17 protein-coding genes, 5 tRNA genes and 1 riboswitch are annotated in these 23,447 nt (G+C 70.0%); of the genes, 9 read left to right on the top strand and 13 right to left on the bottom strand.

What is annotated here, in order from left to right; genetic code table 11:
* Positions 1-94 precede the first annotated feature (94 nt).
* The 7 genes from hrpA to OG870_RS22050 all read right to left on the bottom strand — a co-directional run bounded on the left by hrpA (position 95) and on the right by OG870_RS22050 (position 8,365).
* Positions 95-4,048, bottom strand: a complete 3,954-nt coding sequence (gene hrpA / locus OG870_RS22080) for an ATP-dependent RNA helicase HrpA (protein ID WP_266583382.1) — start codon at positions 4,046-4,048, stop codon at positions 95-97.
* 122 nt (positions 4,049-4,170) lie between these two features.
* The gene (locus OG870_RS22075; protein WP_266583384.1) at positions 4,171-5,793 is read right to left on the bottom strand and encodes a hypothetical protein; all 1,623 of its coding nucleotides are present in this window, start codon (positions 5,791-5,793) and stop codon (positions 4,171-4,173) included.
* Between the two features lie 167 nt (positions 5,794-5,960).
* Positions 5,961-6,034: transfer RNA gene (locus tag OG870_RS22070), tRNA-Phe, on the bottom strand.
* A 24-nt stretch (positions 6,035-6,058) separates the two neighbouring features.
* Positions 6,059-6,133: transfer RNA gene (locus tag OG870_RS22065), tRNA-Asp, on the bottom strand.
* A 38-nt stretch (positions 6,134-6,171) separates the two neighbouring features.
* A tRNA-Glu gene (locus OG870_RS22060) sits at positions 6,172-6,244 on the bottom strand.
* A gap of 80 nt (positions 6,245-6,324) precedes the next feature.
* Positions 6,325-7,911, bottom strand: a complete 1,587-nt coding sequence (locus OG870_RS22055; protein WP_266583386.1) for a metallophosphoesterase family protein — start codon at positions 7,909-7,911, stop codon at positions 6,325-6,327.
* Positions 7,912-8,014: 103 nt separating this feature from the next.
* A complete protein-coding gene (locus OG870_RS22050; RefSeq protein ID WP_266517121.1) occupies positions 8,015-8,365 on the bottom strand; it encodes a metallopeptidase family protein in 351 nt (116 codons plus the stop codon).
* A gap of 228 nt (positions 8,366-8,593) precedes the next feature.
* Between OG870_RS22050 and OG870_RS22045 the strand changes: the two genes are divergently transcribed.
* From OG870_RS22045 to OG870_RS22030, 4 genes are all read left to right on the top strand, one after another.
* Complete coding sequence (locus OG870_RS22045) at positions 8,594-9,106, top strand: hypothetical protein (protein WP_266583388.1); 513 nt, start codon at positions 8,594-8,596, stop codon at positions 9,104-9,106.
* A 267-nt stretch (positions 9,107-9,373) separates the two neighbouring features.
* The gene (locus OG870_RS22040) at positions 9,374-11,485 is read left to right on the top strand and encodes a DEAD/DEAH box helicase (RefSeq protein ID WP_266583390.1); all 2,112 of its coding nucleotides are present in this window, start codon (positions 9,374-9,376) and stop codon (positions 11,483-11,485) included.
* Positions 11,486-11,622: 137 nt separating this feature from the next.
* Positions 11,623-13,179 (top strand): amino acid permease, encoded by a 1,557-nt coding sequence (locus OG870_RS22035; RefSeq protein WP_266517114.1) that lies wholly within the window; start codon positions 11,623-11,625, stop codon positions 13,177-13,179.
* Positions 13,180-13,278: 99 nt separating this feature from the next.
* A tRNA-Lys gene (locus tag OG870_RS22030) sits at positions 13,279-13,351 on the top strand.
* Here the strand turns inward: OG870_RS22030 and OG870_RS22025 are convergent.
* The gene (locus tag OG870_RS22025) at positions 13,349-13,678 is read right to left on the bottom strand and encodes a hypothetical protein (protein ID WP_266588663.1); all 330 of its coding nucleotides are present in this window, start codon (positions 13,676-13,678) and stop codon (positions 13,349-13,351) included. The genes OG870_RS22030 and OG870_RS22025 overlap by 3 nt on opposite strands.
* Here OG870_RS22025 and OG870_RS22020 point away from each other — a divergent pair.
* Complete coding sequence (locus OG870_RS22020; protein ID WP_327691307.1) at positions 13,659-14,135, top strand: sensor domain-containing protein; 477 nt, start codon at positions 13,659-13,661, stop codon at positions 14,133-14,135. The two genes, OG870_RS22025 and OG870_RS22020, sit on opposite strands and share 20 nt — an antisense overlap.
* 88 nt (positions 14,136-14,223) lie before the next feature.
* On the opposite strand, the gene OG870_RS22015 is transcribed toward OG870_RS22020, so the two are convergent.
* Positions 14,224-14,859: a GTP cyclohydrolase II gene (locus tag OG870_RS22015; protein ID WP_266517112.1), complete on the bottom strand. Its 636-nt coding sequence runs from the start codon at positions 14,857-14,859 to the stop codon at positions 14,224-14,226.
* Positions 14,860-15,025: 166 nt separating this feature from the next.
* On the bottom strand, positions 15,026-15,541 hold the full coding sequence (locus OG870_RS22010; RefSeq protein ID WP_266583392.1) for a MarR family winged helix-turn-helix transcriptional regulator: 516 nt from the start codon (positions 15,539-15,541) through the stop codon (positions 15,026-15,028).
* A 125-nt stretch (positions 15,542-15,666) separates the two neighbouring features.
* Here OG870_RS22010 and OG870_RS22005 point away from each other — a divergent pair, with 125 nt between their 5' ends.
* The 4 genes from OG870_RS22005 to OG870_RS21990 all read left to right on the top strand — a co-directional run bounded on the left by OG870_RS22005 (position 15,667) and on the right by OG870_RS21990 (position 19,672).
* Positions 15,667-16,800, top strand: coding sequence for a dihydrofolate reductase family protein (locus OG870_RS22005; protein ID WP_327691306.1), 1,134 nt, complete (start codon positions 15,667-15,669; stop codon positions 16,798-16,800).
* Between the two features lie 87 nt (positions 16,801-16,887).
* Positions 16,888-16,961, top strand: a tRNA-Met gene (locus tag OG870_RS22000).
* A 368-nt stretch (positions 16,962-17,329) separates the two neighbouring features.
* A riboswitch (cyclic di-AMP (ydaO/yuaA leader) is annotated at positions 17,330-17,487 on the top strand.
* 10 nt (positions 17,488-17,497) lie between these two features.
* The gene (locus OG870_RS21995; RefSeq protein WP_266517108.1) at positions 17,498-18,523 is read left to right on the top strand and encodes a M23 family metallopeptidase; all 1,026 of its coding nucleotides are present in this window, start codon (positions 17,498-17,500) and stop codon (positions 18,521-18,523) included.
* A 207-nt stretch (positions 18,524-18,730) separates the two neighbouring features.
* Positions 18,731-19,672 (top strand): aldo/keto reductase, encoded by a 942-nt coding sequence (locus OG870_RS21990; RefSeq protein ID WP_266517106.1) that lies wholly within the window; start codon positions 18,731-18,733, stop codon positions 19,670-19,672.
* 44 nt (positions 19,673-19,716) lie between these two features.
* Here OG870_RS21990 and OG870_RS21985 read toward each other — a convergent pair whose 3' ends face one another.
* From OG870_RS21985 to lhgO, 3 genes are all read right to left on the bottom strand, one after another.
* Positions 19,717-21,036, bottom strand: a complete 1,320-nt coding sequence (locus OG870_RS21985) for a PrsW family intramembrane metalloprotease (RefSeq protein WP_266517103.1) — start codon at positions 21,034-21,036, stop codon at positions 19,717-19,719.
* A 71-nt stretch (positions 21,037-21,107) separates the two neighbouring features.
* Positions 21,108-22,007: a tRNA (guanosine(46)-N7)-methyltransferase TrmB gene (trmB, locus tag OG870_RS21980; RefSeq protein WP_405660208.1), complete on the bottom strand. Its 900-nt coding sequence runs from the start codon at positions 22,005-22,007 to the stop codon at positions 21,108-21,110.
* 65 nt (positions 22,008-22,072) lie between these two features.
* A complete protein-coding gene (lhgO, locus tag OG870_RS21975) occupies positions 22,073-23,293 on the bottom strand; it encodes an L-2-hydroxyglutarate oxidase (RefSeq protein ID WP_327691305.1) in 1,221 nt (406 codons plus the stop codon).
* Positions 23,294-23,447: the final 154 nt, after the last annotated feature.

The raw sequence follows: 23,447 nt of genomic DNA, 5'->3' as shown, positions 1-23,447 counted from the left end.
AGGTTTCGCAGTGCGATTCTTGCGTTGCGCTGCGAGAAGAGACTGTACAGGAGGGTGAGCCCGCTGGTCGAACTCACCCCGTGTGCGCGGGTGGTTACGGTGCGGCCGCGTCGATCGCCTTCACGATCCGCTTGTCGGAGACGGGGTAGGCCGTGCCGAGGGCGTGGGCGAAATAGCTGACCCGGAGCTCCTCGATCATCCAGCGGATGTCCAGCACCGAGGACGGGACGGGGCGGCCCTGGGGCATCTGCTCCAGCAGCCACGCGTACTCGTCCTGCATCTCGTGGACCTTCTCCATGCGCGTCGTGTCCCGCTGCACGCCCGTCGGCATCTGCTGCAGCCGGCGATCCGCGGCCACCAGATAGCGCATCAGGTCGGCGAGGCGACGCAGCCCCGCCTCCGTCACGAAACCCGGCTTCACAAGGGCGTCCAGCTGCTTGCGTACGTCCGCGAGGTTCGGCAGCAGCGCAGGGCTCCGTACGGCCTTCAGGCGGCGTTCACACGCCTGCCAGGCCGCCAGGACCTGCTGCACCTGGCCCACCGTGCGGATCGTCGTGTCCACGATCTCCGCGCGCACCTTGTCGAACAGCTTCCGATACGACTCCTCGTCCCACGCCGGGCCGCCGAAGTCCCCGATCAGTTTGTCCGCCGCCGCCATCGCGCAGTCGTCGAACAGAGCCTGGATCGAGCCGTGCGGATTCGCGGACAGGGCGAGCTTCTGGGCGTTCGTCAGCTTCTCGGACGCGAACTTCGCCGGGTTGACGGGGATGTTGCGCAGGATCAGCCTGCGCGTGCCCTTCCACATCGCCTCCGCCTGCTCCGCCTCCGTGTCGAAGAGGCGCACAGAGACCGTGTCACCGTCGTCCACCAGGGCCGGATACGCCTTCACCGGCTGGCCGGCGCGGCGCGTCTCGAAGACGCGGGTGAGAGAGCCGATCGTCCAGTCGGTGAGGCCCTTGCGCTCCAGGGCCTCCCCACCCTGCCGCTCGGCCGTGGCGGCCGCCGCCTGGGACAGCGCCTGGCGCGCCTTCGGCCTCAGCCGGAGCTTCAGCGCCTCAAGGTCCTTGTCCTCGGCGAGATTGCGACGCCGCTCGTCGACGATGCGGAAGGTGATGCGCAGATGGTCAGGGACCTTCGACCAGTCGAAGTCGGACGCCTCGAAGGGCACGCCGACCATGCGCTTCAGTTCGCGTGCCATGGTCGTGGTCAGCGGCTCCTGGAGAGGCACTGCCGTGTCCAGGAAGCGCTTCGCGAAGTTCGGTGCCGGCACGTAGTTGCGGCGGATCGGCTTGGGGAGGGAGCGGATCAGCTCGGTGACCAGCTCCTCCCGAAGGCCCGGGATCTGCCAGTCGAAGCCCTCGTCCGAGGCCTGGTTGAGGACCTGGAGCGGAACGTGCACGGTCACGCCGTCGGCGTCCGCGCCCGGCTCGAACTGGTACGTCACCCGGAACTTCAGCGGCCCCTGCCGCCACGAGTCCGGATAGTCGGCCTTCGTGACCGCCTCCGCCGACTCCCGGATGAGCATCTCCCGCTCGAAGTCCAGGAACTCCGGCTGCTCGTTCCGCTTCCGCTTCCACCAGGAGTCGAAGTGGGCGCCGGACACCACGTGTTCGGGCACCCGGGCCTCGTAGAAGTCGAAGAGCGTGTCGTCGTCGACGACGATGTCCCGGCGCCGGGCGCGATGCTCCAGCTCCTCGACCTCGCTGAGGAGTCTGCGGTTGTCGGCGAAGAACTTGTGGTGCGTGCGCCAGTCGCCCTCGACGAGCGCGTTGCGGATGAACAGCTCGCGGGACGTCTCCGGGTCGATACGGCCGTAGTTCACCTTGCGCTGGGCGATGATCGGGACGCCGTACAGCGTGACCTTCTCGTACGCCATCACGGCCGCCTGGTCCTTCTCCCAGTGCGGTTCGCTGTACGTGCGCTTGAGGAGGTGCTCGGCCAGCGGCTCGACCCATTCGGGCTCGATCCTGGCGTTGACGCGCGCCCAGAGGCGGGAGGTCTCCACCAGCTCCGCCGACATCACGAAGCGCGGCGGCTTCTTGAAGAGCGCCGAGCCCGGGAAGACCGCGAACTTGGCGTTCCGCGCGCCCAGGTACTCGTTCTTCGCGCCCTCCTTCACGTCCTTCATGCCGATGTGCGAGAGCAGTCCGGCCAGGAGGGAGACGTGGATGCGGTCGCCGGGTGCATCGTCCTCGTTGAGGTGGATGCCCATCTGCTTGGCGACGGTGCGGAGTTGGGTGTAGATGTCCTGCCATTCGCGGATGCGCAGGAAGTTGAGGTACTCCTGCTTGCACATGCGGCGGAAGGACGACGAACCCCGCTCCTTCTGCTGCTCGCGGACGTACCGCCACAGGTTCAGGTAGGCGAGGAAGTCGCTCGTCTCGTCCTTGAAGCGGGCGTGCTGCTGGTCCGCCTGCGCCTGTTTGTCGGCGGGGCGCTCGCGCGGGTCCTGGATGGAGAGCGCGGCGGCTATCACCATGACCTCGCGCACACAGCCGTTCTTGTCGGCCTCCAGGACCATCCGGGCCAGCCGGGGGTCGACCGGCAGCTGGGCGAGCTTGCGCCCGCTCTGCGTGAGCCGCTTGCGTACGTCCTTCTCCGCCGGGTCCAACGCGCCCAGCTCCTGGAGCAGTTGCACACCGTCGCGGATGTTGCGGTGGTCCGGCGGGTCGATGAAGGGGAACTTCTCGATGTCGCCGAGGCCGGCCGCGGTCATCTGCAGGATGACGGAGGCCAGGTTCGTACGGAGGATCTCCGCGTCGGTGAACTCCGGGCGGGCGACGAAGTCGTCCTCGGAGTAGAGGCGGATGCAGATGCCGTCGGACGTACGGCCGCAGCGGCCCTTGCGCTGGTTGGCGCTGGCCTGCGAGACCGGCTCGATCGGCAGCCGCTGGACCTTCGTACGGTGGCTGTAGCGGGAGATACGGGCGAAGCCCGGGTCGATGACGTACTTGATGCCCGGGACGGTCAGGGACGTCTCGGCGACGTTCGTAGCCAGAACGATCCTGCGCCCCGTGTGCTGCTGGAAGACACGGTGCTGCTCGGCGTGGGAGAGGCGTGCGTACAGGGGCAGCACCTCCGTGAACCGGTAGTTCTTCTTGACCAGCGCGTCCGCCGTGTCCCGGATCTCCCGCTCACCCGAGAGGAAGACGAGGATGTCGCCCTTGCCCTCCCCCTGGAGCTCCTCCACCGCGTCGCAGATCGCGGTGATCTGGTCGCGGTCGGAGTCGTCCGAGTCCTCTTCGAGGAGCGGGCGGTAGCGCACCTCCACCGGATACGTCCGCCCGCTGACCTCGACGATCGGCGCGTCGCCGAAGTGCCGGGAGAACCGCTCCGGATCGATGGTCGCGGAGGTGATGACGATCTTGAGATCGGGCCGCTTCGGCAGCAGCTGGGCGAGGTACCCGAGCAGGAAGTCGATGTTCAGGGACCGCTCGTGGGCCTCGTCGATGATGATCGTGTCGTAGGCGCGCAGCTCGCCGTCGGTCTGGATCTCGGCGAGCAGGATGCCGTCCGTCATCAGCTTGACGAAGGTGGCGTCCGGGTTCACCTGGTCGGTGAACCGCACCTTCCAGCCGACGGCCTCGCCCAGAGGCGTGTCCAGTTCCTCGGCGATCCGCTCGGCGACGGTGCGGGCGGCGATACGACGGGGCTGGGTGTGCCCGATCATGCCCTTCACCCCGCGCCCCAGTTCGAGACAGATCTTCGGGATCTGGGTCGTCTTGCCGGAGCCGGTCTCACCGGCGACGATGACGACCTGGTGATCGCGGATGGCGTCGGCGATCTCGCTCTTCTTCTGGCTGACGGGCAGCTGCTCGGGGTACGAGACGGCGGGCAGCCGGCCGCGCCGCTCGCCCATCCGCTGCTCGGCCTTCGCGACCTCCGCCTCGATCTCGGCGAGAACGGCGGCCTGGGCCTGCGGCTTACGGATCTTGCGCGCGCCTTCGAGCCTGCGCCCGAGCCGGTGCGCGTCGCGCAGGGACAGCTCGGTCAGGCGGGCGGCGAGGGCGCCGAGGGCCGGGGTGGCGGGGGCAGGGTGCGTAGACATACGCGATCCAGGATCTCATCCCGGGGAAATCCCTGGCGAACGATTTGTGCCCGGTGCCTTTCGGGGCCCGTGACTTCGTGTTCCCCTGCCCCGGCCCTCCCTACGGGTGTCCTGTACGGCGGTCACCGCACGTCGACGTAGTCCTCCCGGCCGTCACCCACGAAATGCTTGCTGTCGGGGTACAGGAAGACGGGCACCCAGGTGCCGTCCTGCTTGGCCGTGAAGCCCTTGCTGAAGGAGCCGTTCGTCTTCGTGGTGACCGTGGCCATCAGGTACCAGGTCGACTTCCCCTTGGGCCGGAAGAGGATCTGCACCTTCCTGCCGCCGTAGGCGTTCCAGCTGGTGGCGCCGACCTTGTGCTCCTGGAGTACACCCTTGACGGTGATCGTCCTGCCCTTGTACACGGGCTCGGGGGACGCGTTGGCGTCCTTGACCCGGGTGAGGGCGCGGTTGCGGCGCAGGCTGTCGCTGACGGTGCCCTTGATGTCCGCGGTGCTGGAGCCGGCGTAGCTCAGGCGCCAGTAGCCGTCGGTGTAGCCCGGCAGCCGATCCGAGAAGTCATCACCGAAGACGACCTTCAGGATCTTCTGGGTGGTCCAGCCCGTCTTGCCGTCGGCCGAGTACTGGATGGCGACGTTGGCCGAGTCGCGGCCGTCGCGGCCGGTCACGTCGAGGGTGCCGTTGATCGTCACCTCGGCGTCCTTGTCCAGCGACGCCGTGAACGAGCTGAACTTCGTCGTCGCGGTGACCGCGGCGGTGACGTCGGCGGCCGTGTGCACGATGTAGGGGTTGAACGGTCGCGTCGGGATGGAGATCTCGTAGACGGTTCTGGCGCCGTACGGGGTCTTGTCGAAGGAGAAGCGGCCGTTCGCGTCGGTCGTCGTGTCGACGGGGCTGCAGGTGCTGCAGTCCTTGTAGTCGATCTCCACCGGGGTGCCGGCCAGCGGCTTCCACTCGCCGTCGTACTGGTACTGGAGCGTGCCGGCGACAGTGATCTTGTCGCCGGTGGTGACGTGGAAGGCGCTCTGGTCGAGGACGAACCGGGTCGGCGCGGCCTGCGGCGAGACCTGGACGACGTCCGCGCTGACATGGCCGAGGTCGCCGGCGTATTCGGCGGAGGCCCAGCCGCCCGTTGTCTCGGCCGAGGCGGAGAAATGGCCGGCGTCGTCGGTGACGGTGGGCACGTCCTTGCCGCCGTTGTCGAACTCGGCGTCCACGGTGGTGCCGGCCAGCGGCACCGTCTCGTGGGTGCGCGGGTCGCGGAGGACCAGGTCGCCGGTGGCGGTGGCCGTCCTGTGCTCGACGTCCGGCTCGGTGGGCGTGACGGTGAAGTCGCTGAAGACGGGCTGCTTCGCGTAGTTCAGCGTGCCCGCGTCCTTCTGGACGGTGGTCTCGCCGGAGCTGTCCGTGACCTCGATGTCGACCGTGTACTTGCCGAGGGCGTCCAGCCGCAGGGGCTGGGAGGCCCAGACGCCGTCCCACGAGTAGATGTCGTACTTCTTCGTGAAGTCGGTGACGGTGGCCACCGGCGCGTCCGTGTCGCTGCTGCCGACCGGGCGGAGCGTGGCGGTGATCTTGTCGATCCCGCCGCTGTAGTTGAGGCGTACGTCGAGCACGGACCAGTCGCTCGCGTCGCTGTACGCATCCTTGACGGTGGGCCCCGCGGCGTGGGCCGTACCGGGTATCGCGAGTGTGCCGACCAGGACGGCACCGGCCGTCACCAGCCCTCTGGCGATCTGTCTCAAGAACCCCCCTCGGGCTCTGTACGAGCAATGGAGATCCCGTGAATGAGAATCCCTTGCCGGATTATGCAGGAGGGGGTTTCGGCACTCTGCCCAGGGCCTGGGGGCGGCATGCGAACGCCCCCTCCGGATGATCCCGGAGGGGGCGTATGCCCTGGTAAGGGCGGTTGTGGCTGGGGCCGGGGTCGAACCGGCGACCTATCGCTTTTCAGGCGATCGCTCGTACCAACTGAGCTACCCAGCCACGAGGTTTCCGGGGAAACCTCAGCGGTCCTGACGGGATTTGAACCCGCGGCCTCCACCTTGACAGGGTGGCGAGCACTCCAAACTGCTCCACAGGACCAAGCTGTTGCGTACGACAGTGTCGCACACGGTCTTACGTGCCCCCAACGGGATTCGAACCCGTGCTACCGCCTTGAAAGGGCGGCGTCCTAGGCCGCTAGACGATGAGGGCTATCGGCCCGCCTGGGCGCTTCTCAGCGCGTCGGGGACGTGAGAAGCATATGGGATGGCGGGAGGTATCGCCAAAACGGTTTACCGGGCTGAGGTGGAGGGTGTGGACGCGGAAGGTGTGGACGGGGCGGGGGAGGTCGGGGTGGCTCCCGGTTGGTTCTCCTTCGGGAGCTGGCGGGTGACCTCCGCCGTTGTCTCGCCCAGGCCGCCCAGCTTGATCGCGTCCCAGGCCTGGAGCCGGCGGGAGTCGCGGTCGAAGTAGAGGATCGAGGCCTCGATCGGGGCCGGGTACCTGTGCTCCAGTGCGCGCAGGCCGCTGCCGCCGGTCGAGCCCTCCATGCGCAGACGGGTGCCGTTCTTCAGGATCTCGTCGCCCTCGTGGTGCAGGTGGCCGCAGAGGACCAGGGGTACCTCGCCGTCGACCTCGCGGGCCGCCGACGGTTCGTGGACCATGGCCACGTCGACCGGGGTGCCGGCGGTCTTCTGGTCGTGCAGGGCCGAGGCGAGGCGGTCGCCCGCGAGCTCCTCCGACGCGTCCGCTCCCAGTTCGTTCGAGCGGTCGGGGGTGAACTGCGGGTCGCCGATGCCCGCGAAGCGCAGGCCCGCGACGGTCTCAGCCCGGCCGTCGTCCAGGACGTGCACGTTCTTCATGCGGGAGAGGTAGCGCTGGGTGGCCGCGGAGTCGTGGTTGCCGCGCACCCAGACGTAGGGCGCGCCCAGGTCCGCGACCGGGTCGAGGAAGCCGTTCTCCGCGGTCGTGCCGTGGTCCATCGTGTCGCCGGTGTCGACGATCACGTTCACCTTGTACTGGTCCACGAGCGACGCGATGATCTTCCAGCTCGCGGGGTTGAGGTGGATGTCCGACACGTGCAGGACGCGGACCGTGGACGGGTCCGGCTGGTAGGCGGGGAGGGTGGACGTGACGTCGTAGAGCTTCGTCACGTTGGTCACCAGGCGCGCCAACTCCTTCTGGTAGACGTCGAACTCGGTGACGATGTTGCGTGCGTTGCCGATCACGGAGGGTGCGGAGGACAGCAGGCCCGAGTACTTCGGTTCGAGGACGGACTCGGGGTTCCAAGTGGCGTACGCCGATGCCCCGGAGGCGGCGAGGAGGGCGAGGGCCGTGCCGCCGGCAGCCAGGGCCCGGCGGGGGCGGCGGTAGACGGCGAGGCCGAGGGCCGTCGCGCCGGAGACGACGGCGACGCCGGAGCGCAGGGCCAGGTCGAGGGTGCCGTGCTCGACGTCGTGGGCGACCTCGTCCTGGAGTCCCGAGAGGCGTTCGGGGTGGTCGACCAGGGCCTGGGCGCGGACGGGGTCCAGTTGGTCGACGTTGACGTCCAGGCGGAACGGTGCGTGGTGGCTGTTCAGCTCCAGGGCGCCCAGCGGCGAGATGTTGATCTTCGTGCCGCCGGTCACGGAGGGGCGCAGGGTCATCGTCGTGTTCATGGGGCCGACCGGGACCCGTACGTTGCCGACGACCAGCAGCCCCAGCCAGGCGCCGAGCAGGACGACGGCGGCCAGGCCCAGGGCGCGGGGCCAGGGGTGGGGCTGGCGGACCAGTTCGAGCGCCGGGAGCGGGCGGCGGGTGCGGTAGTGCCGGGCGAGGGTGCCTGGAGCCCTTCGTATCCGGTTCAGGACGGTCACGGCGACGGCGGGGACGCGGGCCATTGGTCCCGTATGCCCAAGTGCGGGCGTGGATATGCGGGCGGGCTCGTGACTCTCGTACGGACGTGCCGTGCCTGTCGGGAGTTCGGCCGGGCGGGTGAGGGGGTCAGCCCCAGCCGAGTTCGTGGAGCCGTTTGTCGTCGATGCCGAAGTGATGGGCGATCTCGTGGATCACGGTCACGGCGACCTCGTGCACCACGTCCTCGGTCGTCTCGCAGTAGCGCAGCGTGGGGCCCATGTAGATCGAAATGCGGTCGGGCAGCACGCCCGCGTACCACTCGCCGCGGTCGGTGAGCGGGGTGCCCTCGTACAGGCCCAGCAGCTCGGGGTCGTCGGCTGGAGGCTCGTCCTCGACGAACACGGCGACGTTGTCCATGACCCTGGCGAGCTCCGGCGGGATCTTGTCCAGCGCCTGGCTCACGAGTTCCTCGAAAGATTCGCGTGTCATCTCCAGCACACAGCCATTGTCAGGGACGAAGCGTCTGTGGCGGCGGCGCGGACGGCCCCTGTCTGCCGCCGGGCACTGCGGAGCCGCTCACCGGCCGGCAGACGGGCGGGCGCCGGCCGAATGCCGGCAGCCGGGCCGTCCGGCCCGTGCTCGCGACGTCACTCACTCGCGTGTCCTCTTGCGGGCGGCGGGAGTTGGGCATGTTGACTCCTTCCCCCGCCTCGGAGGTGGCTTTCCGTGCGCCCCTTGTACGTACCCGTCCGTCTGGCCGCCACGGTCATGGCCGTCGCCGCTGCCGCCGGCTGCATGAGCGTGGGCGAGGACGGCGGGGGAGGGAGCGTGAAGCCGTCGCATTCCGCGGGGCAGCGGGGTGGTGAGGCGCCCGACGGGGGATCGGCGGTGTCCGGGCGGGGCGGTGGGGGCGGGGTCGCCGCCGACGGCAAGCACGGGGACGGCAGGCGGGAGAAGAAGGCGGGCGGGGAGTCGGCGTCGCCCTCGGCCTCGCCGTCCGCGGGGGCCTCCCGGTCCGCTCCGGCGTCCGGCGAGCCGGCGAAGCCGGGGGTTCCCGCGCCGCCCAAGGCGTCGCCGACCCCGACGCGTACGTCCGAGCCGCAGCCGACGCCGAGCGAGCAGCCGACGTCCGCCTCGCCGGAGCCGACGGTCGCGGAGCCGTCGTCGTCGGCGCACGAGGAGACGGCGCCGCAGCTGGCGGAGCGGGAGCCGGCGCCGACCGCGGGGTCGCCGGCGTAGAAGAGTTCGGGCGCGCAAGGGAGTTGGGGCGGCGAGAGGCCGGGCCTCGTCGGGTGTGACGTACGTCTATGAGGATCGGTTTGCCTTGGGGGGTGGTGGGTGCGTATGGTGGTAGATCGTTTGATCCCATTGCCCGGCGCCAACGCAGAGCGCGCCGTGTGGCGCGTTCTCTCCCTTGCCGTGGCTGACCGCATAGAGGCGGTCGTATTGCGAAACACGGAGTTGACGGGCGCGTGCCGACGAGACTCCGGAAGGTTTCGCTTACGCATGTCCATTTCCAGTACTGATCACGTCGTCGTGCCCGAGAACGAGGGCACTGAGGTTGCGGCGGAAGCTCCCGAGGCCACCTTCGCGGACCTCGGTCTCCCCGAGGGCGTGGTGCGCAAGCTCGCCCAGAACGGCGTGACCACCCCCTTCCCGATCCAGGCCGCGACCATCCCGGACGCCCTGGCCGGCAAGGACATCCTCGGCCGTGGCCGCACCGGCTCCGGCAAGACCCTCTCCTTCGGCCTGCCGACGATGGCCCGCCTCGCCGGCGGCCGCACCGAGAAGCACAAGCCGCGCGCCGTCATCCTCACCCCGACCCGTGAGCTCGCGATGCAGGTCGCGGACGCCCTCCAGCCCTACGGCGACGTCCTCGGCCTCAAGATGAAGGTCGTCTGCGGCGGTACGTCGATGGGCAACCAGATCTACGCCCTGGAGCGCGGTGTCGACATCCTCGTCGCCACGCCCGGCCGCCTGCGCGACATCATCAACCGCGGCGCCTGCTCCCTGGAGAACGTCGAGGTCGCCGTCCTCGACGAGGCCGACCAGATGTCCGACCTGGGCTTCCTGCCCGAGGTCACCGAGCTGCTCGACCAGATCCCGGCCGGCGGCCAGCGGATGCTGTTCTCGGCCACGATGGAGAACGAGATCTCCACGCTGGTCAAGCGCTACCTGAGCAACCCGGTCACGCACGAGGTCGACAGCGCCCAGGGCAACGTCACGACCATGTCGCACCACATCCTGATCGTGAAGCCCAAGGACAAGGCGCCGGTCACCGCCGCGATCGCCTCCCGCAAGGGCCGCACCATCATCTTCGTCCGCACCCAGCTCGGCGCCGACCGTATCGCCGAGCAGCTGCGCGACTCCGGTGTGAAGGCCGACGCGCTGCACGGCGGCATGACCCAGGGCGCGCGTACCCGCACGCTGGCCGACTTCAAGGACGGCTACGTCAACGCGCTCGTCGCGACCGACGTCGCCGCCCGCGGTATCCACGTCGACGGCATCGACCTGGTCCTGAACGTGGACCCGGCCGGCGACCACAAGGACTACCTGCACCGCGCCGGCCGCACGGCCCGTGCCGGTCGTACGGGAACGGTCGTCTCCCTCTCCCTGCCGCATCAGCGCCGCCAGATCTTCCGCCTGATGGAGGACGCGGGCGTCGACGCCGGGCGTCACATCATCAACTCCGGTACGGCCTTCGAGCCCGAGGTCGCCGACATCACCGGCGCCCGTTCGATGACCGAGGTCCAGTCCGAGTCCGCGGCCAACGCGGCGCAGCAGGCCGAGCGTGAGGTCTCCCAGCTCACCAAGGAGCTGGAGCGGGCGCAGCGCCGCGCGACCGAGCTGCGCGAGGAGGCCGACCGCCTGGTCGCCCGCGCCGCCCGTGAGCGGGGCGAGGACCCGGAGGCCGCGGTCGCCGAGGCCGCTGCCGTCGTGGAGGCCGCGGCCGAGCAGGCCGCCGCCGAGGCGCCGGCGCGTGAGGTGTCCTCCTCCTACGAGCGTCCGCGTCAGCAGCGTGACGAGCGGGGCAACTACGAGCGCCGTGACCGTCGTGACGACCGTCCGTCGGGCGGCTTCCGCCGCGACGACCGTGGGGGCAGCGACCGTGGTGGCCGTTCCTTCGACCGTCGTGACGACCGTCCGTCCGGTGGCTTCCGCCGCGACGACCGTGGGGGCAGCGACCGTGGTGGCCGTTCCTTCGACCGTCGTGACGACCGTCCGTCGGGCGGCTTCCGCCGCGACGACCGTGGGGGCAGCGACCGTGGTGGCCGTTCCTTCGACCGTCGTGACGACCGTCCGTCCGGCGGCTTCAACAACGACCGCCGTGACGGCGACCGTGGTGGCCGTTCCTTCGACCGCCGTGACGACCGCCCCTCGGGTGGCTTCCGTCGGGACAACGACCGCCGGGACAACGACCGTGGCGGCTTCCGCCGTGACGACCGTCCCGCGACCGGTCACCGGGGCAGCGACCGTCCGTTCAACCGTGACCGCCAGGGCGACCGTCCCGGCTTCCGCGCCGGCGGCCACGACCGTCCGAGCCACCGCGGCACGGGTACCGGCACCGGTTCCTTCGGCCGCCGCGAGGACAAGCCGCGCTGGAAGCGCAACGGCTGACGCCTAGTGAAGTGAGCAAGGGCCCGTACGACTTCGGTCGTACGGGCCCTTCGCCGTTCGGTGGCGACGACAACTTTTGGCCAAAGCACCTACCGTGTGGCGCATGTCACGCCCTTGCCGAGGGAATCGCTGGGGGCATGACAGATGACGCCATAGCAAGTGGGCAGTCGGGCCTATCCGACGAAGAACGGCTTGCCCAGCTCGGCTATACGCAGGTTCTGGCCCGCCGCATGTCGGCGTTCTCCAACTACGCGGTCTCCTTCACGATCATCTCGGTCCTGTCGGGATGTCTGACGCTGTATCTGTTCGGCATGAACACCGGCGGCCCGGCGGTGATCACCTGGGGCTGGGTGGCCGTGGGCCTGATGACGCTCTTCGTCGGCCTGTCCATGGCCGAGATCTGTTCGGCGTACCCGACGTCGGCGGGCCTGTACTTCTGGGCGTACCAGCTCGCGCCCTCGCGTTCGGCCGCGGCCTGGGCATGGTTCACCGGCTGGTTCAACGTGCTGGGCCAGGTGGCCGTGACCGCGGGCATCGACTTCGGGGCGGCGTCCTTCCTGGGCGCGTACCTGAACCTGCAGTTCGACTTCGAGGTGACTCCCGGCCGCACGATCCTGCTCTTCGCGGCGATCCTTCTCCTGCACGGCCTGCTGAACACGTTCGGGGTGCGGATCGTCGCCCTGCTCAACAGCGTCAGCGTGTGGTGGCACGTGCTGGGCGTGGGGGTGATCGTCGGCGCGCTGGCCTTCGTACCGGACCACCACCAGTCGGCGTCCTTCGTGTTCACGAAGTTCGTGAACAACACGGGCTGGGGCAGCGGGGTGTACGTCGTGCTCCTGGGCCTGCTGATGGCGCAGTACACCTTCACCGGCTACGACGCCTCCGCGCACATGACGGAGGAGACCCACGACGCGTCGACGGCCGGCCCGAAGGGCATCGTCCGGTCCATCTGGACGTCGTGGATAGCCGGCTTCGTGCTGCTGCTCGGCTTCACCTTCGCCATCCAGTCGTACGCCAAGGAGCTCGCCTCCCCGACCGGCGCGCCGCCCGCGCAGATCCTGCTGGACGCGCTCGGCGCGACCGCGGGCAAGCTGCTGCTGTTGGTGGTGATCGGGGCGCAGCTGTTCTGCGGAATGGCGTCGGTGACCGCCAACAGCCGCATGATCTACGCCTTTTCGCGCGACGGAGCTCTCCCCTTCTCGCGTCTGTGGCACACCGTCAGCCCACGTACGCGCACCCCGGTGGCGGCGGTCTGGCTGGCCGCGGCCGCGGCGCTGGTGCTGGGTCTGCCGTACCTGATCAACTACACCGCCTACGCGGCCGTGACGTCCGTCGCCGTGATCGGCCTCTACATCGCGTACGTCATCCCGACGCTGCTGCGGCTCGTGAAGGGCGAGGCGTTCGAGCGCGGGCCGTGGCACCTGGGCCGTTGGTCGCGCCCGATCGGCATCGTCTCGGTGATGTGGGTGGGCGTCATCACGGTCCTCTTCATGCTGCCCCAGGTCTCACCGGTCACCTGGGAGAGCTTCAACTACGCCCCGGTCGCCGTCCTGGCCGTGCTGGGCTTCGCGGCGGTGTGGTGGCTGGCGTCGGCCCGGCACTGGTTCCTCAACCCGGACCACCGACGCACGCCGGCCCGCGGGGCGTCCCCGGCGGTGGCCTCCCCAGGCGCCCCCGACAAGACTGATTCCTGACACTCCGGCAGGATCTTCCCCCGCGGCGCGGCCGCGTCCCCGATACCCGATCGGAGACGCGGCCGTGTCCCGCTATGCTCGGGGGAGCAACATCGCCAAGGGCCCTTAGCTCAATTGGCAGAGCAGTGGACTTTTAATCCATTGGTTGTGGGTTCGAGTCCCACAGGGCCTACGGTGCGGGTGACGGGGGCATCCCCTCTGACCTGCTGTGCAGCGCCTGAGTCGGCTTCGGTCGGGTCAGGCGCTGCTTCGTTTTCGAGCCACTGCCTGAGCGATGCGCGAGCGGATGCGTGCGTGGCCTGCGGATCGGGTGCCGCTCGGGCGGACGAATCAAGGCGCCCGGCGGTCTTCGACCGGTTCGGTCGAAGACCAGCAGGCCCAGGGCCCGCTGGACTTCCACACCGAGGGCGAGCGGCAGGTGATGGAAGACCGAGACGGTGGCCGCGGCGATGACGTTCTGCCCGTGGATTTTCGTCACGGTGCTGATCATCACGGTCATCGCCACGTTGGTGGTCGGAGCCTGGATGCTGCCCGAGACGGTGCTGATCATCCGGCGGATCGCGGGTGCCAAGCGGGGCATGACCGCCGCCCGCACGAAACAGCGGATCCCTGAGGCCTACCAGCCCCTCACCGGAACCCTCCGCGAGCGGATCCGTACCGCCGTACGCGACCCCGGCACACTCACCGACCCGCGCTGGATGATCGCCTCCTACTTCTACGGCGCCCTGATCGCCCTCGCGCTGCCGCTGCGGCCCCTCGGCCTGGTCGTCGACGGGGTGTGGTGCGGGCCGCTGGGCCGTACGCCCCTCGTCCTGCCGCTGATCGTGCGGCTCGCGGACCTGGAGGCCGACTGGTCCATGCGCCGGCGGGTCGCCGCGCTGGACGGGACCATGGAGGTGTCCAGCCCCGCCGGCGGGCCGACGGTGATCGACGTGATGCTGCCGTGCGTGTGGTGACGACGCCCGAGACGGACAGACGGGACGATCCGACGCCACCGCCCCGAACGTAGATCGTCAGCCGTCGCCGTCGCCGTCGCCGTCGCCGTCAACCGGCGTTGAGTTCCGTCAGTTCGCCCAGCGGCAGAGTGTGCTGGGTCTGGAGGACCTTCGCGCGCAGGTAGCGGACGTTGTGGGCGGTGGTGAAAACGCCCGTGGGGACGCGCTCGTGGACGTCGATGCCCAGGTCGCGGAGCTGACCGGCCTTGTCGGGGTTGTTGGACAGCAGGTCGAGGGTGTCGATGCCGAGGGCTTGGAGCATCTGCGCGGCCGCCGTGTAGTCGCGGTCGTCCTCGGGCAGGCCGAGGGCCGCGTTCGCCTCGTACGTGTCCAGGCCCTGGTCCTGCAGCGCGTACGCGTCCAGCTTGTTGTAGAGGCCGATGCCGCGCCCCTCCTGGCGCAGGTAGAGCAGCACGCCGCCGCGGGCCGCGATCCGCTCGACCGCCTCGCGCAGCTGCGGGCCGCAGTCGCAGCGGGCCGAGCCGAAGACGTCGCCGGTGAGGCACTCGGAGTGCAGCCGGACCAGCGGGACGGGGCCCGGGTCGCCCAGGACGACGGCCACGTGTTCCTGTCCGTCGGTCAGGCCGTGGAAGGTGACCAGTTCGGCGTCGACGCTGTAGCCGTCCTGGAAGTGCAGCGGTACCCGGACGCGGGAGCGCGGGGTGGCGGCGGGGAAGTCGGGCATGCGGGTTCTCCCGGGTCCGGTGGGCGTCTGCCTGAGCAGTCCTGCTTGGTCAGTCCTGCGTTGTCAGTCCTGCTTCGGCAGTCCTGCTTCAGATTTGAAGCAGTTCTACGGTCCCGGACACTACCCCATGATTTAAATTTGAAGCAACCCGTTTGCGGGGACTGCCTCACGAACAGGGCGGCGACGACCGCCGCCGCCACGGCACCTCGTCGGGTGTGGGCCGGCTGCCCCCCTCGTCGAGAGCCCGCGCGATCCCCGAGAAGATCTCCTCCACCTGTTCCACCTGCTCCTCGGTGAGGTGCTCGAAGAGCGAGGCGCGCACGGTCTCGACGTGGCCGGGCGCCGTCCGTTCCAGTACCGCCATGCCCTCGTCGGTGAGCGCGGCGATGCTCCCCCGCTTGTCCCACTTGCAGTTCTCGCGCCGGACCAGACCGTCCTTCTCCAGCCGGGACACGGCGTACGTCAGCCGACTTCGGGTGATCTTCGTCCGCTCGGCGAGATCGGTCATCCGCAGCCGCCGCTCGGGTACCTCGGAGAGATTGGCCAGGATGGAGTAGTACAGGTGCGGCATGCCGGCGTCCTGCTGGAGCTGCCGGTCGATCGCGTCCTCCAGGAGGTGCGCAGCGGCGATGTACGCGCGCCAGGCGCGCTGCTCCTTGGAGGTGAGCCAGCGAGTCGTCATGCCCCCAGTGTAGGTTTGTTTCAAACTTGAACCAAGCCCCGCCCGTCCGAGCCCGGTCCGCATGGCCGAGCCCGCCCCCGACCGTCCGAGCCCGCCCCGCCCGCCGCCGAGAGTGAGCGCGTCCGATGCCGTACCCCTACGTCCTGCTGTCCGCCGCCGTCTCCCTCGACGGCTACCTCGACGACACCGGCCCCGAACGCCTCCTGCTCTCCTCCCCGGCCGACTTCGACCGCGTGGACGAGGTGCGGGCGTCCGTCGACTCGATCCTCGTCGGCGCCGGCACGATCCGCGCCGACAACCCGCGGCTGCTGGTCAACTCGCCCGAGCGCCGGGCCGCCCGGGTCGCGGCGGGGAAGCCGGAGTACCCCCTCAAGGTCACCGTCAGCGGTTCCGGCGACCTGGACCCGGACGCCAAGTTCTGGCACACGGGCGGCGAGAAGCTCGTCTTCACGACCGACAAGGGCGCCGGGCGGGCCCGCTCACTCGGCCTCGCCGCCGACGTCGCCCCGCTCGGCCCCGACCTCGACTGGCGGCGGCTCCTGGAGCATCTGCACGATGCGCGCGGCGTACGGCGCCTGATGGTCGAGGGCGGCGGCACGATCCACACCCAGCTCCTGCAGCAGGGCCTCGCCGACGAACTCCAGCTCGTCCTCGCCCCCCTCTTCGTGGGCGACCCGGACGCGCCCCGCCTCTTCGGCCCCGGCGCCTACCAGGGTGGCCGCCTGCGCCTGACGGAGACCCGGCGGATCGAGGACGTCGTCCTCATGCGCTACGAGCCCACGGCCCCCGGCACCGGCCCGCTCCCGGCCGCCGCCGACCGCCACTGGCTGGCCCTCGCCTGCGAGCTGGCGGCGCAGTGCCCGCCCTCCCGCACGGCCTTCAGCGTGGGCGCGGTGATCGTCGCCGCCGACGGCACGGAGCTGGCCCGCGGTCACTCGCGCGAGGCCGGCGACCCGGTCGTGCACGCCGAGGAGGCGGCCCTGGCCAAGCTCGACCCGGCCGATCCGAGACTCGCGGCGGCGACGGTGTACAGCAGCCTGGAGCCCTGCGCCCACCGCGCCTCCCGGCCCAGGCCGTGCGCGCGACTGATCCTCGACGCGGGAGTACGTCGGGTGGTCACGGCGTGGCGGGAGCCGGACACGTTCGTCACGGAGGCGGACGGGAGCGGGCTGCTGGCGTCGCGGGGCGTCGAGGTCGTCGTACTGCCGGAGTACGAGGAGCAGGCCAAGGCGCCGAACAGGCATCTGTCGGGGCCGTGACCCGGGGTTGTGCCCCGCGGTCGTGACCGGCGGTCGTGACCTTGGTTCTGAGCACCCCACGGATGGCGTATGCTGGTTACACAACGACGCGGGGTGGAGCAGCTCGGTAGCTCGCTGGGCTCATAACCCAGAGGTCGCAGGTTCAAATCCTGTCCCCGCTACTCAAGGCTCAGGGCCGGAATCCAGTACTGGATTCCGGCCCTGAGTGTTTTCCCGCTTCCTTTGTCTCCCCGTACCTCCCTGTACCTCTCCGCACCTCTCCGCGCCTCCCCTTGTCTCTCCTGCCTCTGCTGTCGTGATGTGACCGGGTGTGATCGAGCGACCGCCCTCCGCATAACAACTGACATACCGTCAATACCTGTGTGGATCCTGAGGCTTGGTCAACTCGCCCGTTTTTGGCCACTCATGGGCCCTACGTCCAGGGCAAGAAGCATTAATGATCAAGCCGAACAGCTTGGAAACGGCACCCCGGGTCTATTAACGTTCGATAACGCAGCGCGGTCGTCCCAGCCGTCACAAGAGACGGCTCCGTGCGCACGCGCCGAATCCCGCAAGGGAACCGGGGAACCACCACCCTGGGGTGAATCGCGCTGAAGCCGCCGTGAACCTACGGCAGGTATACGCGCGTAGGAGACCTTCCTGCTCCGAACCCGTCAGCTAACCCGGTAGGCGAGAAGGAAGGAAGGAGCGCGCCCACGTGGCGTCCAACCCGCCTGCCCCGGCAGCGCCGTTCGTGCCGAGCACCGAGCCATTCGGCTTCGCCGGCCCCCGCACCGACGAGGGCCCGTGGGAGGAGTGGAACCCCACCGAGGACTCCCTCCGCCCGATACGCGGCCGGCACCGTGTCTCCAAGCAGCGCGGCGGGGGACTCGCCCGCAGCTCCACGGTTCTCGGCGTCGGTGTCATAGCCGCCGTAGGCGCGGGCGGCATGGCCAGCGCCAACACCGGCAAGCCCCCGGTGTCCATCTCCATGCCCGATCTGCCCTCCGTGGGCGGCGTGTTCGGAGGCTCCTCGCACGCTGCCAAGGGCTCCGCCACCGCCCTCAGCACCGTCGGCGTCAGCTCCGACGACACCGCGCAGGGCGCCGCGGACGCCGGTGAGGCGCTGCGCAACCGCATCATGGCCCAGGCCGAGAGCCAGCAGGTCCAGGTCGAAGGCAAGGCCCAGTCGGCCACCGAGGCCGTCTTCGCCAAGCAGGTCGACGACGCCGCCGCCCAGGCGGAGAAGGCGGCCGCGGTCAAGGCGCAGGCCGCGAAGGAGAAGGCCGAGGCGGAGGCCAAGAAGAAGGCCGAGGCCGCCAGACTCGCCGAACTGGCCAAGCAGTTCAAGCTGCCGGTCGTGTCGTACACGATCACCGGCACGTTCGGACAGGCCGGCTCCATGTGGTCCTCCGGCTACCACACGGGTCTCGACTTCGCCGCCCCCACGGGCACGCTCATCAAGGCCGTCCACGGCGGCACCGTCACGGAGGCCGGCTGGGCGGGATCGTACGGCTACCGCACGATCATCACGCTCGACGACGGTACGGAACTCTGGTTCTGCCACCAGTCGTCGATCAGCGTGAGCGTGGGCCAGAAGGTCGGCACGGGCGATGTGATCGGGCGTGTCGGCGCCACCGGCAACGTGACCGGTCCGCACCTGCATCTTGAGGTCCACCCGGACGGGCAGGCCACCGGCATCGACCCGATGACGTGGCTGCGCAGCAAGGGCCTCAACCCCTGACCTCTGCTTGTCCCCGTTCTTCCTGTTCTCTCTGTTCTCTTTGTTCTTCCTGTTGTTTCTGATCCCGGCGGTCCTGACGGCATCCCCCCGACGTCAGGACCGCCGGTTTCCGCTGCCCAGCCGTCGGAATCGCTGACTCCGCTTGTTTACGGGGATTTTGCGGCCGTAGCGGAAGATCGCCCTCCGAGGCCGGTGTTGACGTACTACATGACTTCTCTTCGCAAGCTCGGCTCCTCCGGCCTGGAGGTCTTTCCCCTCTCCCTCGGCGGCAACGTCTTCGGCTGGACCGCCGACGAGGCCACGTCCTTCGCCGTGCTCGACGCCTACGCGGCCGCGGGCGGCAACTTCGTCGACACCGCCGACTCCTATTCGGCGTGGGTCGACGGCAACAAGGGCGGCGAGTCCGAGACGATCATCGGCAAGTGGGTCAGGGCGCGCGGTAACCGCGACGACATCGTCATCGCGACCAAGGTCAGCCAGCACCCCGAGTTCCCGGGCCTGACGGCCGCCAACATCAAGGCCGCCGCGGACGCCTCCCTGAGCCGCCTCGGCACCGACCACATCGATCTGTACTACACGCACTTCGACAAGCCGGAGGTGCCGGTCGAGGAGATCATCGGCGCGCTCGACGAACTGGTGAAGGCGGGCAAGGTGCGGCACATCGCCGCGTCCAACATCACTCCCGAGCGGCTCCGTGCGTCCCTGGAATTCTCCGACCGCGAGGGCCTGGCCAAGTACGTGGCCGTCCAGCCCCACTACAACCTGGTCTCGCGCGACACGTACGAGGGCGAGCTCCAGGACGTCGCCGCGCGGTACGGCCTGGCCGCCGTCCCGTACTTCGCCCTTGCCTCGGGCTTCCTCACCGGCAAGTACCGGCCCGGTACGACGGTCGAGAGCGCCCGCGCGGGCGCCGGCAAGCACCTGGACACGGAACGCGGCCGCAGGGTCCTGGCGGCCCTCGACGAGATCGCCGACGCTCACGGGGCCCCGGTGGCGACGGTCGCCCTGGCCTGGCTCGCGGCCCGGCCGACGGTCATCGCGCCGATCGCGTCCGCGCGGACGGTGGAGCAGCTGCCGGCCCTGCTGGGGGTGGGGGAGCTGACGCTCACCGAGGCCGAGATCGGGCGTCTGACCGAGGCGTCGGCCTGATCCCCTGAGGGCCATGGGCGTACCGGTCCCACCAGCGGTACGCCCTACGTCTGGTACGGGTTGTACGCGGAATTCGGCATCGCCGGGTACCCGTACACCCCGTACATCGCCCAGGGCGCCGCCGCCACCGGCACCGGAGGCGCTGTCACCCGCGCCGCGTAGTCCAGGGCCGGGCGGGCCACCTCACGCCGTAGCCACAGCTGGTGCAGCAACTCCTGCTCCCTGACGACGAAGTCGGCGCCCGCGCGGCCACGGCGCCCCCGGTGCCGCAGGAACGCCAGGGAGGTCGCGTGTGCCTCGTACTGCGCGACCGTGCGGGCCGCGGGCCTGCCGAGGTGGTGGGCGGCGTAGTCGCGGGCCAGCCGGCGCGCCCGCATCGAGCCGAGGGCGTACGGCTCGGCGGGGGTGAGCCAGCCGGCGACGGCGTAGGCCGGCAGTTCCTCGCGCACAGTGCGCAGTTCGCGCTGGCGCGTCCAGATGACCAGCCAGGTCAGCAGGCCGAACGCGGGGACCATGAAGGCGGCGTAGACGGCGAAGAACCCGTACTCGCCGAACGTCGACGAGCCGTTCCAGATCGCGTGCATGCTCATCGCGAGCAGCAGGCCGGAGAGCGGGACGAGGACGCGCCGCAGGTGCTGGCGCTCCGCCGAGAGCGCGGCGATGCCGAAGCCGATGCCGGTGAGGACGGTGAAGAGCGGGTGCGCGAACGGGGACATGACGATCCGCACGAAGAACGTCGCCGCGGTGACGGAGGCGATGCCGCGGTCGCCGGTGAGCTGGTCGGTACCGAAGGCGGTGCCCAGGTAGAGGATGTTCTCGGTGAACGCGAAGCCGGTGGCGGTGACGCCGGCTATGACGACGCCGTCGACGATCCCGGTGAAGTCCCGTCTGCGGAAGAGGAAGACCAGGAGGACGGCGGCGGCCTTCGCGGACTCCTCGACGATGGGCGCTATGACGGTGGCGCCGAGGGTGTCCGCGCTGGACGGATCGGCGGTCGCGGTCGCTATCCACTTCGTGGCGAAGCTGTTGGCGACGATCGCTATCAGCGCCGCGGCGCAGGCCCCCCAGGCGAAGGCGAACAGCAGATTGCGCCAGGGGCCCGGGGCGACGCGGTCGAGCCAGCGGAAGGCGGCTATGAGGAGGGGGACGGGCAGGACGGCCAGCCCGAGTCCCACCAGGAACCCTTCGGTGCCGGTCTGTTCACGCACCAGGGCCAGGATGACCAGCCCGGAGAGCGCGAGCAGGGTGCTGAGGGCGCCGTACCGCACCCATCCGCGCTGCCACCAGTGCGCATGCCTGAGCGCACCGCCGGCGGGGCCACCGGGGTGCGGCGGATGCGTCGGATACGGGGGACTGGTGGCCACGGCATTGACCCTAACGAGGGAGGGCGCCGCCCGCGACGGTACGTCGGATCGCCCGCGGGGCCGAGGGGGGTTCAGGCGCCGGTGGGGGGCTGGTGGTGATGCTGTACGCGACGGAAGAGCAGGTCGTTCACGACATGTCCCTTCTCCAGACCCTGGCCCTCGAAACGGGTCAGCGGCCGGAAGTCGGGACGCGGCGCGAAACCGCCGTCGGGACGTGTGTTCTCGAACCCCGGGTGCGCGGTCAGCACGTCGAGCATCTGTTCGGCGTACGGCTCCCAGTCGGTCGCGCAGTGCACGATGCCACCGGGTCTGATCCGGGCCGCGGCGAGGTCGAGGAACTCGGGCTGGATGAGCCGTCGCTTGTGGTGCCGCTTCTTGGGCCAGGGGTCGGGGAAGTAGACGCGCAGCCCGTCGAGTGAGTCCGGGGTGAGCATCTCGCGCAGCAGGATGATCGCGTCCCCGTTGGCCACGCGGACGTTGGACAGCCCGTGCTCGTCGGCGAGGTTGAGCAGATGTCCCTGCCCGGGGGTGTGCACGTCCACGGCGAGGACGTTCGTGGCCGGATCCGCGGCGGCCATCTGCGCGGTGGCCTCGCCCATCCCGAACCCGATCTCGAGCACGACGCGGTCGGTGTTCCCGAACAGCTCGGCGAGATCGAGCGACTGCTGGCCGTCGATGTCCAGCCCCCATTTGGGCCACAGCCGCTGCAGCGCGTCCGCCTGTCCTGCGGTCACCCGGCTGCGGCGCGGCTGGAAGCTGCGGATCCGCCGCTCGAAGTGCGAGCCGGCCGGATCGGCCTTCGGCCCGTCGGGGAACCGCGGCTCGCCCTTGGCCCGGGTGTGCCGGAGGGAGACACCGGGGGTGTGCGGCGTGTGCTCGCCGGGCGCGGGCGCGAGGGAGGGCACGGAGGCAGAGGCCGGCGCGGCCGCGGCGGGCTGTGGGGATTCGGGGGTATGGAGGGAGTCAGACACAGTGCGACCGATTTTACGGGGACGGTGAGACGGCCGACCCGTCCGGTGGCCGCCGAGCGGGCCGGTCAGGACGGGCCGAGCACGGCCAGCGCCCTTCTCGCCACCTCCCGGCCGATCGGCAGCGACGCCGTCGCCGCAGGTGAGGGTGCGTTCAGCACATGGACGGCCCGCGGTCCCTCCTTGATCAGGAAGTCGTCCACCAGTGACCCGTCCCGCAGCACCGCCTGCGCCCGGACCCCCGCCGCCGTCGGCAACAGGTCATCCTCCGTCACCGCCGGCAGCAGCCTTCGCACCGCCGTGGTGAACGCTCCCTTGGACACCGACCGGCGCAGCTCGCCCGCCCCGTACCGCCAGTGCCGCCGGGCCATGCGCCAGGCGCCGGGCCAGGCCAGCGTCCCGGCGACCTCCCGCGGCCGTACGACATCCCATCCGTACCCCTCCCGGGCCAGCGCCGGCACCGCGTTGGGACCAATGTGCACGTCCTCGTCGATCCCGCGCGTGAGATGCACGCCGAGGAACGGGAACGCCGGATCCGGCACCGGATACACCAGTCCCCGCACCAGCTCGGGCCGCGCCAGCGAGTAGTACTCCCCGCGGAACGGCACGATCCGCATCTCGGGGTCGTCGCCCGTCAGCCGCGCCACCTCGTCGCAGTACAGCCCGGCACAGTTCACCAGAACACGCGCGCGTACGACGTCGCCGGCCGTCGTCCGGACGGCGACCCCGAGCTCCGGGCGCCGGTCGACCTGCTCGACCCGCGCCCCGTACCGGATCTCCGCCCCCGACGCCTCCGCCAGCTGCCGGGCGACCCCCACGAAGTCGCACACGCCGGTCGTCCCGACGTGTATGGCCGCGAGCCCGTACACCTCGGGCTCGTACTCCGCGATCTGGGCGGCGCCCAGCTCCCGCACCGGAATCCCGTTCTCCCGCCCGCGCTGCACCAGGGCGTGCAGGCGCGGCAGCTCCTGTCGCTCCGTCGCGACGATCAGCTTGCCGGTGACGGCGTGCGCGATGCCGTACTCGGCGCAGAACTTGACCATCTCGGCGGCGCCCCGCACCGCGTACCGGGCCTTGAGGGACCCGGGCCGGTAGTAGATCCCGCTGTGGATGACGCCGCTGTTGCGCCCCGTCTGGTGCCGGGCCGGCCCCGGTTCCTTCTCCAGCACGGTCACGCGCGTGCCGGGCGCGGCACGCGTGATCGCGTACGCGGTGGACAGCCCGACGATCCCACCACCGATCACGAGCACATCGCAGTCATAAGCGATCCCCGGCCGCACCTGCACCACCTCCCACTACCGATAGTGCACTGCGCCACTGACACCGGCTTCAAACGCAGGAGGAGTGGGGTCTTCCTGCACCTGTACTTGTACAGCTTGTACAGGTACCCGGTGCCTGTACAAGCCGTACCCGGTATCTGTCACCGGTATCTGTCGCCCGTAT

The sequence above is a fragment of the Streptomyces sp. NBC_00461 genome (assembly GCF_036013935.1).
Taxonomy (GTDB): Bacteria; Actinomycetota; Actinomycetes; order Streptomycetales; family Streptomycetaceae; genus Streptomyces.
The sequence above is the reverse complement of the archived record's forward strand: the minus strand, read 5'-3'. Positions and strand labels throughout refer to the sequence as shown.